Annotated in this window: 14 protein-coding genes; 5 read left to right on the forward strand and 9 right to left on the reverse strand. The window is 68.2% G+C overall.

Going from position 1 to position 15,952, the window contains the following annotated elements; all coding sequences use genetic code 11:
• Positions 1-8: 8 nt before the first annotated feature.
• Complete coding sequence (locus VN11_RS19495) at positions 9-1,532, forward strand: carotenoid oxygenase family protein (RefSeq protein WP_053450935.1); 1,524 nt, start codon at positions 9-11, stop codon at positions 1,530-1,532.
• A gap of 61 nt (positions 1,533-1,593) precedes the next feature.
• Positions 1,594-2,310, forward strand: coding sequence for an ABC transporter substrate-binding protein (locus VN11_RS19500; protein ID WP_053450936.1), 717 nt, complete (start codon positions 1,594-1,596; stop codon positions 2,308-2,310).
• Between the two features lie 52 nt (positions 2,311-2,362).
• On the opposite strand, the gene VN11_RS19505 is transcribed toward VN11_RS19500, so the two are convergent.
• A complete protein-coding gene (locus VN11_RS19505) occupies positions 2,363-4,975 on the reverse strand; it encodes a TonB-dependent receptor (protein WP_053450937.1) in 2,613 nt (870 codons plus the stop codon).
• 136 nt (positions 4,976-5,111) lie between these two features.
• The gene (locus tag VN11_RS19510) at positions 5,112-6,254 is read right to left on the reverse strand and encodes an alpha-D-ribose 1-methylphosphonate 5-triphosphate diphosphatase (RefSeq protein ID WP_053450938.1); all 1,143 of its coding nucleotides are present in this window, start codon (positions 6,252-6,254) and stop codon (positions 5,112-5,114) included.
• Positions 6,255-6,354: 100 nt separating this feature from the next.
• Between VN11_RS19510 and phnF the strand changes: the two genes are divergently transcribed.
• Positions 6,355-7,101: a phosphonate metabolism transcriptional regulator PhnF gene (phnF, locus tag VN11_RS19515; RefSeq protein WP_053450939.1), complete on the forward strand. Its 747-nt coding sequence runs from the start codon at positions 6,355-6,357 to the stop codon at positions 7,099-7,101.
• A gap of 39 nt (positions 7,102-7,140) precedes the next feature.
• On the opposite strand, the gene VN11_RS19520 is transcribed toward phnF, so the two are convergent.
• From VN11_RS19520 to VN11_RS19545, 5 genes are all read right to left on the reverse strand, one after another.
• Entirely contained in the window at positions 7,141-8,295 is a 1,155-nt protein-coding gene (locus tag VN11_RS19520; RefSeq protein ID WP_053450940.1) for a TIGR03364 family FAD-dependent oxidoreductase, read from the reverse strand.
• An 11-nt stretch (positions 8,296-8,306) separates the two neighbouring features.
• Entirely contained in the window at positions 8,307-9,602 is a 1,296-nt protein-coding gene (locus VN11_RS19525) for a DUF5690 family protein (protein ID WP_053450941.1), read from the reverse strand.
• Positions 9,599-10,288 carry an HAD-IA family hydrolase gene (locus VN11_RS19530; protein ID WP_053450942.1) on the reverse strand — a complete coding sequence of 230 codons (690 nt, stop codon included), beginning with the start codon at positions 10,286-10,288 and terminating at the stop codon, positions 9,599-9,601. Before VN11_RS19530 ends, VN11_RS19525 begins: the two co-directional genes overlap by 4 nt.
• Before the next feature lie 89 nt (positions 10,289-10,377).
• Positions 10,378-11,283, reverse strand: a complete 906-nt coding sequence (locus VN11_RS19535) for a LysR substrate-binding domain-containing protein (RefSeq protein WP_053450943.1) — start codon at positions 11,281-11,283, stop codon at positions 10,378-10,380.
• Between the two features lie 274 nt (positions 11,284-11,557).
• A complete protein-coding gene (locus tag VN11_RS19545; RefSeq protein ID WP_053450945.1) occupies positions 11,558-13,105 on the reverse strand; it encodes an alkaline phosphatase in 1,548 nt (515 codons plus the stop codon).
• A gap of 120 nt (positions 13,106-13,225) precedes the next feature.
• On the opposite strand from VN11_RS19545, the gene VN11_RS19550 reads away from it, so the two are divergent.
• The gene (locus tag VN11_RS19550) at positions 13,226-14,008 is read left to right on the forward strand and encodes a D-alanyl-D-alanine carboxypeptidase family protein (RefSeq protein ID WP_053451390.1); all 783 of its coding nucleotides are present in this window, start codon (positions 13,226-13,228) and stop codon (positions 14,006-14,008) included.
• A 13-nt stretch (positions 14,009-14,021) separates the two neighbouring features.
• On the opposite strand, the gene VN11_RS19555 is transcribed toward VN11_RS19550, so the two are convergent.
• The gene (locus VN11_RS19555; RefSeq protein ID WP_053450946.1) at positions 14,022-14,615 is read right to left on the reverse strand and encodes a TetR/AcrR family transcriptional regulator; all 594 of its coding nucleotides are present in this window, start codon (positions 14,613-14,615) and stop codon (positions 14,022-14,024) included.
• Positions 14,616-14,631: 16 nt separating this feature from the next.
• Complete coding sequence (locus tag VN11_RS19560) at positions 14,632-15,228, reverse strand: NAD(P)H-dependent oxidoreductase (RefSeq protein WP_053450947.1); 597 nt, start codon at positions 15,226-15,228, stop codon at positions 14,632-14,634.
• Between the two features lie 126 nt (positions 15,229-15,354).
• Here VN11_RS19560 and VN11_RS19565 point away from each other — a divergent pair, with 126 nt between their 5' ends.
• Positions 15,355-15,888: a hypothetical protein gene (locus VN11_RS19565; RefSeq protein ID WP_053450948.1), complete on the forward strand. Its 534-nt coding sequence runs from the start codon at positions 15,355-15,357 to the stop codon at positions 15,886-15,888.
• The last annotated feature ends 64 nt before the right edge of the window (positions 15,889-15,952 follow it).

A 15,952-nucleotide genomic window follows, 5' to 3' on the forward strand; every position in this document is an offset into this window, starting at 1 on the left:
AGGCCATCATGGACCGTCGCCGCTTCCTTCGTACCCTGCTCAGCAGCAGTGCCTGTCTGGCGCTTGGCGCCACCGCCCTGCGCAGCGCACCCGCCCTCGCCGGCGACCCCGCGCACTTCGCGCAGGGCCTGCAGGAGCACCCGTGGCTGCTCGGCTGGCGCAGCGTCAGCAGCGAAAGCCTCGGCCCGGCCACCGTGCAGTTGCAGGGCCGGTTGCCGGCCGGGCTGGCCGGTACGCTGTACCGCAACGGCCCGGCCTGGACCGAGCGCGATGGCTTCCGCTATGACCACTGGTTCGACGGCGACGGAATGGTGCATGGCTGGCGCTTCAACGGCGATGGCAGCCTGACCCACCACGGGCGCATGGTGGCCACACCGAAGTTCAGCCGTGAACAGAAGGCCGGCCGCTTCCAGTACCCGGCGGCGGGCACCAGCGTCCCCGGTGCACTGGCGGTGCGCAACAACGACGATGCCAACGTCGCCAACACCTCGGTGACGATGATCAACGGCCGCCTGTTCGCGCTGTGCGAATCCGGCTCGGCGTTCGAGGTGGACCCCGATTCGCTGCAGACCCTCGGCCCGGTCACCTGGCGCCCGGACCTGGCCGCGCTGCCATTCTCCGCCCATCCCCTGCCCGACCGCGACGGCAGCGTGTGGAACTTCGGCTCGATCAGCCTGATGGGCGGCCACGGCCTGTTGGTCTGGCACATCGGCAAGGACGGTCAGCTGCGCAGCGCCAACGTGATCGAAACGCCGGAGCACGGCTACCTGCATGCCTTCGCCATGACCGAACAGCATCTCGTTTTCGTGCTGATGCCGTTCGACTTCACCGGCACCGGCGGCAGCTTCTTCGAACGCATGCAGTTCGCACCGCAGCGCGCGGCGCGCATCGCGGTAGTCGCCAAGGATGCGCCGGACAAGGCGCAATGGTTCGAGGCGCCGTTCGCGGCGATCTACCACTTCGGCGATGCGTTCACTCGCGACGGCGGCATCGTGCTGCGCGCGGTGCGCCACGACGACATCAACGAAGCGCGCTCACCGATGAAGGAAGCAATGGCCGGCGATGGGGCACATGCGGCCAATAGTGGTGCCAGCCTGGTCGAGCTGCACCTGGACCTGCGCCGTGGCCAGGCGCGCTGGGAGTCGCTGGGCATCAGCGCGGTGGAGTTTCCGCTGTTCGATCCGCGCTCGGCCAACACCCGTGGCGCGCGGCTTTACGCACCCACCATCGATGGTCCGGCCAACGCGCCCTACTTCAACGCCGTGGCTGCATTCGACATCGAGCGGGGCCGCCGCCAGCTGTGGCACTACGGGCCGGACATCATGGCCGAGGAACACGTATTCGTGCCGCGCCCGGGCAGCCGCAACGCCGACGACGGCTGGCTGATCGGCACCCTGCTCGACCCAGTGAGCAAGCGCAGTGGCGTGGCCGTACTCGATGCGCGCCACCTGGACGATGGCCCGATTGCACAGGCCTGGCTGCCCTATGCGGTGCCACTGGGTTTCCACGGCATGTTCGCCGCGCGCGGCTGAGTGCACGCCGCGCGGACACCGGCGCTGGCATGCTGGGGTTCCCCTTGCTGCGGAGCCCGGCATGTCCCTGGCAGACCATCGAAACGCGCTGGCACCGCAGGGATTCCTGCGCGTGGCGATCAACCTGGGCAATCCGGTGCTGGCACAGGGTGATGCGCGTTCGCCGCGTGGCCCCTCGCTGGAACTGGCCACCGCATTGGCACAACGGATGGGGGTGCAGGCCCGCTTCACCTGTCACGACGCGGCAGCCTCGGTGGTTGCTGCGGCCGCCGAAGACGAATGGGATCTGGCCTTCCTGGCGATCGATCCGGCGCGGGCGGACCGCATCGCCTTCAGCGCGCCGTACGTGGAAATCGAAGGCACCTACCTGGTGCGCGAGGACAGCCCGGCGCAGCAGGTGGCCGACCTCGACCGCGACGGCCTGCGCATCGCGGTGGGCCGCGGCGCGGCCTACGACCTGTTCCTCAGCCGCGAGCTGCGCCACGCCTCGATCGAACGCGCCGACACCTCTGCGGCCGCCATTGACCTGTTCGACCAGCAGCACCTGGATGCTGCCGCCGGCGTGCGCCAGCCACTGGAAGCCTGGGCGCGGTCGCATCCTGGCCACCGCGTGCTGGCCGATCGCTTCACCGTGATCCAGCAGGCGGTCGCGGCGCCAGCCTCGCGCCCGGCCGATGCGTTGCAGGCACTGTTCGAGGAAGTGCAGGCGATCAAGGCAGGCCCATTGCTGGGCCAGGCCTTCGCCCGGGCCGGGCAGGCGGTCACGCTGGTGCGGTGAATGCGGCGCACACGCAGTCGAGCATGGATCGACGCTACAGAGCGCGTGCGGCCTACTGGAACAGGTATTTCAGGCCGATCTGCGCGCGGCGGCCGTAATACTCCACCTGCAGCGGCCGCTGCGGGCTGCCCTGGTAGTACTTCAGCGGTTCGTTGGTCAGGTTGCTCAGTTCAGCGAACACGGTCCAGCGATCAAACGTGTAGGACGCGCTGAAGTCGACCGAGGTGTTGGCACCGTACCAGGCATCGGTGGTGCTGCTGTCGCCATGCGATTCGATGTAGGCGCCCTTGTGGTTGGTCGCCAGCCGGGCGGCGAACGCACCATCGTCGTAGTACACGGTGACGTTGTAGAGACGGTCGGCCTGGCCGGTGATCGGTACGTTGCCGCTGCGGCCCGGGATGCGCATGCGCGAATCCATCAGGGTCAGGTTGGCGTTGATGCCGAAATTGCTCCACAGGCCCGGCAGGAAATCGAAGCGGCGCACGAAGGCGAACTCGGCACCCCACAGCTTGGCGTCGTCGCCGTTCTCGGGCCGGTAGAAGGTGACATTGCTGTTGCCGTTGAAATTGCCGGTGCTGCTGCTCTGGAACACCGGGTTGCTGATGTTCTTGTAGAACACGCCGCCGGACAGCAGGCCCAGCGGTCCGGCATACCACTCGGCCATCAGATCCAGGTTGTCCGAATAGGTCGGGTCAAGATCGGCATTGCCGGAAGTAAAGGTGCCATCGGCCTCCATGAACGAGCCACCCGGATTGATGTCACCGAAGTTCGGGCGGGCAAAGCTGCGGGTCAGGCCCAACCGCAGGTTCAGGTCACTGCGCGGCGAAAAGCGCACATTGAGCTGCGGCAGCACCGAGGAGTAGCGCTTGCGACCCAGGTTGGGCACCAGCGCGCTGCTACCATCGGCATCGCGCTCCAGCACCTGCCCACGCACGTCGGTGGCGGTGCGTTCCAGGCGCACGCCACCGACCACGTCCCAGCGCTCGTCCGGCGTCCAGGTGCCCATCGCATAGGCCGCGTACTGCTTTTCGGCCACGTCGAAGTTGCGGCCCAGCGCCGCGCCATTGGCCACCAGCGCCGAATCGCCCGGCACCAGCACCAGATGCTGCTTGTTCTGCCGGTACCACTCGGCCAGGGCCTGCATCGGCACCACCTGCGAGAAGTCACGGGCGTAGTCGCGGCCGTTGCCGATGTCATAGCCGCTGCGGCCGGGCTGGTCCATCAACGGGAAGTCGGCCAGGGTCGGCACCGGGCCGCCGGTTGCGGTGTTCCAGGCATAGAACTCGTCGGAGAAGCGCGCGCGACGCTGCTTGTCACGGTACTTGGCACCCGTTTTCCAGGTCAGCGTGTCGCTGGCGTCGAAGGTGAAGTCCAGCTGCGCGACGGCCCTGTCCTTCTCATTGACCGCCACCCGGTACAGCTCCACGGCGCTCAGCGACATCTTCCGTGGGTCCATCGAAAAGCCCGGCGGCAGATGGGTCTGCGGGGTATCGGCGGCGACGTTGCCGCCATCGATGGTGTTGTACGAGTTGCGCCCTGCACCGCGATCCTGCAGGCCCTGGTAGCCGACCTTGCCTTGGTTGAACTGGACCACGAAGTAGGCGTTGTCGGCACAGGTGGGAATGCAGCCGTAGCGGAAGTCGTTCTCGGCGCTGGCCAGCTTCCAGTCCACCTGGCCGCGGCCGAAGGTGTGCTGGCCACCGAACTCGAAGGTCCTGAACTCGGTGATCAGCTCGTTGTGGATGTTCTGCAGCTCGACGCGATCCTTGTCGAAACGGTAGCGGTGCTTGTAGTGCGTCTCATCGTCGCTCAGTTCGCCATACTGGCCGCGCACGTACAGCCGGTGACCATCGGCCGGCAGGAATTCCATGCCGCCATTGACACCGCGGGTGGTGCGCTCGCCAGTGTAGTCACGCAGCTCCAGGCGGTAGATGCCAAGGCCATCGGCACTACGCCGCGGCTCGAAGTTGTCGGTCGCCCACGGGCGCTTCCAGTAGGTGCCGTTGATCAGGAACCCGAAGCGGCCATCGGCGCTGCGGTCGCCATACAGCACATTGGCGCTGGTACCGGTATCGACGGCCTTGTCGTTGTAGTTGCCGGCCACGCTGGCGGCAAAGGTGCGGCGCGCAGGCGCGGTGCGGGTAACGAAGTTCACCTGGCCACCGATGGCGTCGCCTTCACGGTCCGGCGTCAGCGTCTTGCTTACTTCAATGCGCTCGATCAGCTCGGTGGGGAAGAAATCGAACGCGGTGGCGCGGCTGGTGGTTTCCTCTTCGGCGGTCGGCAGCCGGTCACCGTTGAGGGTGGTCGAGTTCCACTGTGCGGGCAGGCCACGCACGGCGACGAAGCGGCCTTCGCCCTGGTCGCGTTCGATCGACACGCCCGGTACCCGCTGCACGGCTTCGGCGGCGTTGTGGTCGGGCAGCTTGCCGATGCCATCGGCGCTGACCACGTTCATCAGGTTGCTGGCTTCGCGCTGGGCGTCCAGTGCCTGCTTCTCGCCGCTGACGATGCTGCCGACCACGGTGACGGTATCCAGATCGACGGCAGAGGGAGTGGGTGCGGCATCAGTCGCGACCGGGGACGCGGCCTGGACGGCCAGCGGGGCATGCAGCAGGGCGAGCAGGCCCAGGGTAAGCGGATGGCGCGTAGGCAGAGTGGACATGGCGATGGCGGCGGCAAGGGAAAGTGGACCGCTCCAGCGGGAGCGGTGATGGCGGCCACTTTCAATCAGCGCGGTGAAGCGCAGGCGGCATCCACTAGGCAGGTCGGGGCAGCTGTCTAGGTGATCGCGAGGGTGGCTACTGGGCCAGCAGGCGGCGGCCACCCACCCAGACCTCGGCCACGTAGTCCGGCAGGGTTCCACGCACCCGCACAAGATCGGCGCGCAGGCCTTCACCGATGCGGCCCCGGTCACGCAGGCCCAGCGCCTGTGCCGGTGCATGGCTGACCGTGCCCACCGCGCGCGGCAGGCTCCAGCCCAGCTGCGCGCACAGCACGCCCAGTGCAGGCAGCAGGCTGGCCGGCACATAGTCGGAGGACAGCACGTCGAGGCAGTCGGCACGGGCCAGTTCCAGCGCCGCCACATTGCCCGAATGCGAGCCACCCAGCACCAGGTTGGGGGCGCCGGCAACGATCGTCAGGCCGGCCACACGCGCCGCAACGGCCGCCTCGAGCGTGGTCGGGAACTCGGAGATGCGCGCACCACTGGCCACGGCCTCGTCCACATCCGCAGGCACGGTATCGTCGTGGCTGGCCAGGCACAGGCCGCGTTCCCGCACCCACTGCAGCACCTGCTGCAGGTGTGCGGGGCGATAGCGCGCCTGCTGTGCCCGGCGTGCCTGCAGCAGGTCGTCCAGATAGGGGGCCGGTGCGTCGGCCGGCAGACCGTAATAGGCAGCATAGCGTTGCAGGTTGCGGAACTGGCGCTGCCCCGGGGTGTGATCGGTCAGCGACAGCAGGCGCACCGCCGGATCATCCAGCAGCGGCTCCAGCAATGGCAGCAACCCGGGATAGGGCAGCTCGGCGCGCAGGTGCAGGTAGTGGTCGCTGCGCAGGCCACCGCCACGGCGCGCCTCGGCCAGCGCCGCATGCGCGGCCTGCAGGCTGCGTACGCGTACGCTGTCGGCCTCCACGTCGCCCACGGCCAGCGCATCGCAGGCCGTAGTGATGCCTGCAGCCAGCAGCTGCGCATCGTGCGCCTGCACGGCCGCGGCCGCTGGGAAGGCCACGCCCGGGCGTGGTACCAGGTGCTTCTCCAGATTGTCGGTATGCAGCTCAACAAACCCCGGCAGCAGCCAGTCGCCGCCGCAGTCCTCGGCGCCCGCCCTGCGCACGCGCCCCTGCCCCACGGCGTGGATGCGTGGCCCGTCCAGCACCACATGGCCGTGCACGATCTCGTCGGCCAGCACCAGTTTCAGGTTGTCGAGGATGTGTTCGCCCATGGTTTCCGTAGCCCGTGTCATGCCATTGCAATCGCAGCGCGTTGATATGCCTGCACGTGCAGTGCACCTGTCTAGTCCAGCAGCCGCAGATGGAGGTTTGATGACCATGCCCGACCCGGCCCTGACGCCACGCGATTCGGCGCTGCCACTGTGGCAGCAGATCGAACAGGCGCTGCTGCGGCAGATCCGCGAACGCCAGCTGGTGGAGGGCGATGCACTGCCCTCGGCGCAGGTGCTGGCCAAGCGCTTCGCGGTCAACCGCCACACCGTGCGGCGCGCGATCGAGGCGCTGGAAGAGCGTGGCTACGTGCGCACCGAGACCGGTCGCGGCAGCTTCGTGCAGGAGCATCCGTACCACTACCCGATCAGCCGGCGCACGCGCTTCGGCCGGGCCATGCATGACCTGAACGTGGAAAGCCACTACACCCTGCTCGATGTCCGCGTGCAGGTGCCGAGCCGCCAGGTGGCGCGTGCGCTCGGCCTGATTGCCGGCGAACGCGTGCATCGGGTGGTGTACTCCAGCCAGGTGGAAGGGCGCACCGTGGACCACAGCGAAGCGTATTTTCCCGCCACCCGATTCCCGGGACTGGGAGAGGTGTTCGCACGCACACCTTCGGTGACCCGCACCCTGGCCGCGTTCGGGGTCACCGACTACCTGCGCCGGCACACCACGGTGATGGCGCGCCTGCCCGATGCCGAGGTCGCGCGCGTACTCGGCCAGTCAACGCGGCGGCCGGTGCTGTGCGTGCACTCGCTCAACGTCGATCCGCAGGGACAGCCGGTGCAGTTCGGCATCACCAGCTTCGCCGGTGACTGGGTGCAGCTGATGGTCAGCAGCGACCTCTAGGAAAAGCGCGGCGAGCGTTGCACCCGCCGCGCGCAGGCTTCATGCCGCGCAGCGCAATGCCGTGTAGCGACCGTCCACCAGTTCCTCGGCCAGGCCGAAGCTGAGCGTCATGCCCAGGCCACCGCCACCGATGGCGTTGACGAGGGTCACACCCGGGGTGGGCTCGGCGACGAACTCGCTGCTGCCGTCCAGCAGCTTGGGATAGATACCGTGCCAGGTCTGCGCGATGCGCGCGTCCGGTACCTGCATGAAACGGGACAGGTAATCGAGCACTTTCTGGTTGATGGCGTGCTCGTCGAACGGGTCATGCGTATGGGCATAGGCATGCGAATCACCGATGGTGATTTCACCAAGGCCGTTCTGTGCCGCCATCACGTGGATGCCCAGCTCGACCAGGTCGGCATGCTCGGCCTGGTAGCGCGCCTGCAGCGGGGCGACGTCGGCGGCCTCGCGGAAGCCGGCGTAGTGCACCAGTGACAGGCCACCACACAGGGCAGCACCCAGGCGGAATCCGGACGGCTGCGCGGCCAGCCGCAGCATCTGCAGCTTGCAGCGGGTCAATGGTGCTGCCGCGTACAGTTCCGGATACAGCTGCTCGAACTCCGGGCCACTGCAGACGAACACCTGGTCGGCCTCGAACCGGCGGCTGCCGGACCACACCCGGCCGCTTTCCACCGCCGTCACCGGCGTGCGCCACTGGAACTGCGCGCCGTGGCGCTCGCGCAGCACATCCGGCAACGCGCGGATCGCCTGGCGCGGATCGACCACCAGCTCATCGGCATTGAACAGCGCGCCACGCAGTTCGCGTGCGACCAGCGCCGGCGACTTCGCCAATGCCGCATCCCGGTCCAGCAACCGGCATGGGCGCATCTGCGCATTGGCGGCCGCGTATTGCTGCAGCACGGCCCATTCGTCGTCGGCGTGGGCAACGTGCATCGAGCCACTGGGGTCATGCCAGAGGCCGGCCACGTCGATCAGCTCCTGCCAGATCTGCCGCGAGCGCAGCGCGCGCTCATACAGCGGTCCATTGGGCACGCCGATCGGCCAGACCATGCCGAAGTTGCGGATGGAGGCGCCGACAGCGCGTTCATGGCGCTCCAGCACGGTGACCTTGCAGCCACGCACGGCCAGCGCGCGGGCCACGGCCAGGCCGACGATGCCGGCACCGACCACGAGGGCGGTTGTGTTCTTCATGGGGGATGGACTCAGACGGAGGCGAGCGCCGGCATGCGGGCCAGGCGCAGGGCCTTGTGGTGGAAGTACAGCAGCGACAACAACAGGCAGGCACCGCCCAGCAGCGACAGATGGATCACGGCGCTGGAGAAGAAGCGCACCCACGACAGCTGCAGGCCGGAGAACTCATGGCCGAGCAGGACCAGCACACTGCCGAGATAGCCGAACGCATCGGCCAGGTACATCACGAAGCCGACGTTGCCGGCGACCTTGAAGGTGGCGATCAGGCGTTCGAAGAACACGCAGTTGAACGGCACGTAGGCCAGGTACAGGCCGAAGCCCACCAGGCCCAGCCACGCCAGCGGATGCAGCATGCCCTCGCGGAACGCCAGCGTGCTCAGGCCGGCGGTGGCCAGGCCGATGAACATCAGCACGTGCAGGGCCATCAGGCCGTTGAGGTTGTTGCGGAACCAGGTCAGCCCGGCGGTCAGCGCCAGCACGGCGAATGCCACCGGCGTTTCGATGGCGGCGAACACGCCGGCGCTGCCGCCATAACCCAGCTCGCGGAACAGCTCGGCCTCGAAGCTGTCGCGGAAATCGCGGACCACGGTCAGGCACACGTAGCACAGGATCATCAGCGCCAGCCCCGGCAGGAAGCGGCGCACGAAGGCGCGGCGCTGCGTGCGATCCATCGGCAGGCGCGGCGAACGCTCGCGCAGGTCGTCGGCATCCGGTGCGGGAATGCGTTCGAGCATGCGCACCGACACCAGCAGCAGCGGCAGGAACAGCAGCCCGCACAGGAACGGCATCCAGAACTCGCTCATGCCCTGCAGCAGCAGCCACTTGCCCACCGACTTCACCACGCCGGAGGCCATGATGAAACTGGAGGCGAGGATCGCACCCATCGCTTCGGTGGTCCGGCGCCCTTCCAGATAGCTGAACACCAGGCCCCAGACCATGCCCAACGGCAGGCCATTGAGGAACAGGAACGGGATGTTCCAGGGCGCCGGCACCAGTGCGAAGCCAAGCAGCGCCAACCAGGAGATGCCGATCAGGCCCAGCAGCAGGCTGGCGCGGCGCTCGGCGCGCAGCTCGCCGATCACCCGCACGCCGATGAACTTGCTGCACATGTAACCCAGCACCTGCGCCACCACCAGCCACACTTTGTAGTCGGCGCCAAACAGGTGCTGGCCATCGAACGATGCAGCGGCGAAGGGCTTGCGGAAGGCATACATGCAGGCATAGGTGGACAGCGCCGCACTGCCGGCAAACACGGTCAGCGCCAGCGGGTGCCCCTGCAGCCGTTCCCGCAACGAGGGCCGGTTCATGCGGCGGCGACCGTGCCGGAAGGTGCCAGGCCCAGCAGCGACGGCAGGCGGTCGAGGTGGTCGATGATGTGGTCCGGACCGTGCGGCAGCAGTTCGGCGCGGGTGAACGCGCCGGTGGTGACCGCAACATTCAGGCCGACACCGGCGTTGCGGCCTTCGTTGATGTCGACCTCGGTGTCGCCCACCTTCACCACGGCGGCGGCATCGTCCACCCCGGTACGCTGCATCAGCGCCTGGATCATGTACGGCGCCGGCCGGCCTGCAGGCACGTCATCGCTGGCCACAAATGCGTCGATGCGGTCGTGCCAGCCGAGCCGCGCGATGATCGCCTCGGCGATGTCACGCGAGAAGCCGGTGTCCAGGCCGATACGGATGCCGTGCGCGCGCAATGTGTCGAACAGCGCCTCGGCGCCCGGCAGCGGTGCAATGCCCGGTGCATGGCGATAGCACTCAAGCATGCGCGCCACGAAGTCGGCATGGATCGGGGCCACGCGCGGGTCGTCCACCGTGGCGCCCAGCAGCCGTGCGATCGCCTGCGGCTTGGGGTAGCCCATCAGCGGGCGCACATCCTCCACCTCGATGGCGTGGCCGGCGACGGCCATCGCTTCGGCGAAGGCATGGGCCACCAGGCCCGGGTCGGCAACGGTGGTACCGGCAATATCAAGAACGGCGAGGCGGTAGCGCATGGCGGCAGGCGGCGTTGGGCGGAGGTGCCCAGCTTCGTCGCCGCCGGCCACGCCCTGATGACAGCGCCCGGACAGGCCGATGCACCTGTCTAGCCGGGCGACCCCTGCGTGGCCATGTGCCGCACGTGTTCGGCGGCCTGCGCGTGCAGCCAGTCGCGGAAGGCGAGGAAGCCGCGATGGCTGGCCGAGCGTTGCGGGTACACCAGCCAATGCGGCCACGCCGTCTTCAGGCGCTGGCTGGACAGCGCCACCAGCTGGCCGGATTCCAGCAACAGGCGCGCCCGCGTCACCCGTCCCAGCGCCACGCCCACCCCGTCCAGCGCCGCACGGTGGTGGGCCTCCGAATCATCCAGTACCGCCACGAAGCGCGGCGGCGGGCTTTGCCCGCTCAACGCGAACCACGCGCCCCACGCGCCGTCGGGATCACCGAGCAGCGGCCACCGGGTCAGCGGAACACGGTCGATGCCGCCCATGCGCTCGATCAGCGCCGGGCTGGCCATCGGCAGCAGCCACTCGTCGAACAGCGGTTCCACCACCAGCCCCGGCCAGTGCCCGGTGCCCAGCCGCAGCGCGGCGTCGAACTGCCGCTGCCGCTCGAAGTCGACCAGCCGTTCACTCGACTGCAGGTTGATCTCGATCTGCGGGTGCGCAGCCACGAAGTGGCCCAGGCGTGGCACCAGCCACGCCGAGGCCATCGATGGCACCGCGCTGATCGTCAGCACGTGCTCGGCGCGCGCCGCATAGGGCTGGAAGGCCTCGTTGATCGCGTCCAGATGCGGGCCGACCTGCTCCAGCAGGCGCTGCCCTTCCAGCGTAAGGGTGACGCCACGCGGCTGCCGGATCAGCAGCGGCTGGCCGAGGCGCTCTTCCAGCTGGCGCATCTGATGGCTGAGTGCGCTGACCGTCAGGTTCATCGACGCCGCCGCACGCGACAGGTTGCCGAGCCGGGCGGCAGCCACGAAACCCTGCAGGGCATGGAGGGGCGGACGGGACATCAGGCTTGAATTCCTCTCAAGGCGTGCTTGCGGAAATGTCGCTTTTTGCACGTCCATGCTGCCCGTATCGTGCAATCCACTCAAGTTGAGGCACGCTCATGAACATCTTCAGCGGCTTGTTGTTCCTGCACGGCCATGTGGCCAGCGCCGAGCTGGCCCGGCAACTGGCCAGCCCGGTCCCGCCGCCCAGCAGCACTCACGGTAGTGCTGGCCGCTGGCCGGTAACCTCGCCAACCGGGCAGCCCGCGGCTGCCGGCCGCTGCCCGGCACGTCCCTAACGCTGCAGCGCCTCCTGCACCGCGGCCGCCACATCGGTGTTGTCGATGTAGCGGCCGTCGTTCCAGCCCACGTGCTGGCGGTAGCCGGCATCAACGCCACGCACGCGCTTTGCAAGCAGCTCCGCGCCCGCGCCCTTGGCCCACAGCGGCACCAGCGCATTGGAGTGGTTGCCGGTGGGGCGGAAGCTCATCCCCGGCATGCGTCCGCGGCCGTTGTTGCGCACCGGCTGGAAGGCGACGTTCTGTGCATCGGGGCCCATCGGCATGCTGTTGTCGTGGTCGGTGGTGACGATCAGCAGGTTGCGCTCCCAACCACCATTGCGTTCAATCCAGTCCACCACCGCCGCCACCGCATCGTTGAACTCCACGGTCTCCTCGATCAGGCGGCCGTACTGCGGCTGGTCGCTGCACTGGCCGTAGTGCCATTCGGTGCCGCAGGCACTGGTATGCGCGGCCCAGTCGGTGGCGCCGCCTTCCACCATCAGGAACAGGCCCTCCGAAGATCGCTGCTGCAGGAACCGCAGTGCACCGCGGGTCATGGTCGCAAGATCCGGCACACTGTCGATCTTCCTTACGCCGGAGGGCGTGGCCGCATCCTTGCCCAGCACCTGCAGCTGGCGTGCCTGCTGCAGCGTGTTGGCCACGCGTGGCACGCCGATCAGCGGCCGGTCGGCCGGCAGCTGGCCCTGCGCCAGCGCGGCGAATTCCTCCTTCCCGCGGATCAGGCGCCACGGCCCCAACGGGTTCCCGCCAATGGTGCGGCCCGCTTCCAGCTGCTGCCAATCCTGCTGCGACACCCATTCCCACGGAGTCGCGCAGCCTTCGGCCCTAGCGGCATCCGTGGTCGGCCCACAGGCCAGGCCATCAACGCTGTAGCCGGGACCGCCGGTGCCCATCACCAGGTCCATGTGGCCCTGCGCCAGCATCTGGTGCGCAATGGCGTGATAGTTGTTGCGCGACTCGTTCTGCGCCGCGAACGCTGCCGGCGTGGCGTGCGCGAACGGCACCGAGGTCACCACACCGGTCGCCATGCCCAGGCGCTTGGCGCGCAGCGTATTGAACTCGGCCGGATTGCCATCGTTGTTGTAATTGATGGCGTTGTTGTAGGTCTTGATGCCCGAGGACAACGCCGTACCGGCCGCAGCACTGTCGGTCGCGACTGCAGCCAGGTACTGGTAGCCGACGAACGGCAGGTCCTGCGCCGGCACCGGTTCGCTGTCCCAGGCCTTGCCCGCGTCGTAGCCCAGGGTCTGCGCGTTGTCGCGGGTCGGCTGGCTGCTGGCGTTCAACGGGAAGGTGGTTACCGCCAGGCGCTGCGGGAAATCCGCATAGGGGGCACCTTCGCGGCTGCCGTATTGCCAGTAGGCGGCGGCATCCCAGGTGCCCCAACCGGCCCCGTCGTTGATCATCACGATCACGTTGTGCGGGCGCGCTTCGGCGGTGGGAACAGCATCGGTGCGCAGATTCGGCTGGCAGCCCCCCAGCGCTGCCAGCGCGATCAGCAACGAGGAATGGAGCCAGCGGCGTGGCGCGCGTGCAGTCATCGGATATCCCATCGGGCCAGAGGCGGCCCACAATGACGATACGTTATATCGTTTCAATGTTGCAGCTTCATGCAGCTGCCGCGCACTATCCTGCGGCTCTCCATTGTCACCGCATCATCCATGTCCCTCCCCGTTCCAGAGCGCGCGCCGCTGTCGTCGATCACCCTGGATGCGGCCACCTTCGCGGTGATCCACCAGCACAACGCGGAAACCGCGCGGCAACCGGCGTCGCTGACCAAGTTGATGACCGCCTACGCTGCGTATGCATGCGTCGAGGAGCGCGGGCGCGCATGGGACGAAACGGTCACCATTGCCAGCGACGATGTGCATGCGGTGGCCGATGATGAAACGCGCATGGGCCTGGTGCCTGGCGAAACAATTACTCTGGCACGCCTGCTGGAAGGCTTGATGATCGTCTCCGGCAATGACGCTGCATTGGCGATCGCGCGCCACCTGGACGGATCGCAGACCGCATTCCTCGATCGCATGAACCGGCATGCGCGCCAGCTTGGCCTGCGCAGCACCTGGTTTGCCAGCGTCTCCGGCATCACCACCCCGCACCATGCGTCCAGCGCGCGCGACATGGCAGTGCTGGCCGCCTGCCTGCTGAACGATCATCCGCAGATACTGGCAATCACCGCGCAGCGCGCGTTCGCGCATGGCCGCTTCAGCCGCAGCAACCAGAATGCCCTGCTTGGCGAGCACGGCGTGGATGGATTGAAGACCGGCTACACCCGGGCCGCAGGCTTCTGCCTGGCCGCCACCGCGTGCCGCGCAGTGCCCGGCCGGGCGCAGCCGGTGCGGCTGATCACCGTGGTGCTGGGTTCTGAAAGCCGCGACGCGCGCGACGCACTGGTGCGCGATCAGTTGTCGGCAGGATTCGCCGCACTGGCCAACAGCTGACCGGCCATGCGGCTCAGCGCCGCTTGACCGTCGCCACGATCACGCGCTGCAGTTCTGCCTCGGCCCCGGCCTTGTCCAGAGCGCCGGCAACCACGCCCTCTGAAAGGGTCTCAGCCGCGCCGAGGATGGCCCATCGCCCCGCCAGGGGCACGGCCCCCTCGGCGGCGAACGGGCCCAGCCAGACCTGGCAGTTGTCGATGAAGTCCTGCTGGTAGCGCCGCCGCACCTCGCGCAGTTCGGGCGCACCAACCAGCGCCGCGAGGATGCCCTGCACTTCACTGCCCTGGCTGAGGATGCAGTCGATGTAGCCGGAGGCGATGGCCGCCGCGCGATCGGCCAGCTGCGCCCTGGCGCGGCCGATGCGCTCGTGGAAGACCACGGTCTGCCGCCCGTCATAGTCGTCGTAGAGCGCCGCCAGCAGTCCATTGCGGGTCACGAAGTGATCGTAGGCCACCGGCTTGGTCACGCCCGCCGCCTCGGCCAGGCGTCCCAGCGTCAGTGCATCGGTGCCTTCCTCGCCGACCAGCGCCCAGGCCACGTCCAGCAACTGGCGGGCGCGTTGCTCGCGGGTCAGTCGGCGGCGTGTGGGAGCGGGCGTGGCAGGCATCGGCAGGGCACGGCGGTCAGCGCATCGGAGTACCGATTTTACGGCCGGTCTCCGCTGCCGACTGCAGATGTGCCCCGGCGGCGCCGGAATCGGCGTCCAGCAGCAGTTCGGATGACAGCACGCGCGCACCGCAGTAGTCGAAGATGCCCATGTCGATCTGGGTCTTCATCGCCGCCCCATAGCCGCGCCGCTCGATCATCTCCGCGCCGGCCCCGCCCACCCCGACCAGGTGCACGCACAGCCGTTGCAGCTTCTTCTGCACCTTGCCGTCGGCGCCCTCCTGGTAGGCCCAGCCCTGGGTGAACACACGGTCGATCCAACCCTTCAGCAGCGCCGGGAACGACCACCAGTACAGCGGGTAGACCAGCACCAGCGTGTCGGCCGCATCCAGCCGCGCCTGCTCGGCGGCGACATCGGCCGGTACAGCGCCGGTGCCGCGGAACAGCGCCTGGTCCTGCAGGTTGAAACGCGGGTCGAAGCCCTCGGCCATCAGATCGGCGTGGGCCACGCTGTTGCCGGCACCAGCCGCGCCGATGGCCTCACCGATGCGCCCGGCGATGGCGTGGGTCAACGAGGAAGGATCAGGATGGGCGATGACGATGAGGCTGTGCATGGGAGAGCTCCGGGATTCACTAACTACCAATGGTAAGTAATGAAATCCGGCGCACCAGCCCCATCGATGGGATGCTGTTTCCGCATCCCCCGTATAGTGCGGCGCTCGCCCGTGAGATGCCCGCCGATGCACCGACACCTGCTTGCCCCGCTGCTGGCCCTGGTGATGACGATGGCCGTTCCATCCGCCGTGGCCGGTGAACTCGGTCCGGAAGATTCCGCCGCCCTGCGCAGGGAGGTGCAGGCGATGATGGACGCCTTCGCCCGCGGCGATACCGACCTGATCATCGCGCGCACCCATCCCAGCCTGAAGCTGGCTGCCGGTGGCGATGAGGCCTATGCGCGGATGACGCGCGACACCGTGAAGCAACTGCACAAGGCGGGCGTCACCATCGTCAGCGACGAGGCGGGCGTGCCTGGGCGCACCTACGCCGCCGGTGACGAGGAAGTCTGCTTCGTGCCACGCCAGTCACTGCTGCGCGTGCGCGACGCGCCGATGCGCAGCACCTCGTTCATGGTCGCCGTACGCCGGGTGGGCACGACGCAGTGGAGCTATCTGGACGGTGCCGCGCTGCTGGACAACCCCGCGCTGCTGCGGCAGCTGCTGCCGGCCCTGGAACCGGGGGTGGTAGTGCCGAAGGGCGGGATGGAAGCGCTGTAGTCGCTGGCGCATCCCTCCAGGCACGGTGTGGATCCACGGACCGCCCTGCAGAACCGGGCCCACA

The organism is Stenotrophomonas maltophilia (genome assembly GCF_001274595.1).
Classification (GTDB): domain Bacteria; phylum Pseudomonadota; class Gammaproteobacteria; order Xanthomonadales; family Xanthomonadaceae; genus Stenotrophomonas; species Stenotrophomonas forensis.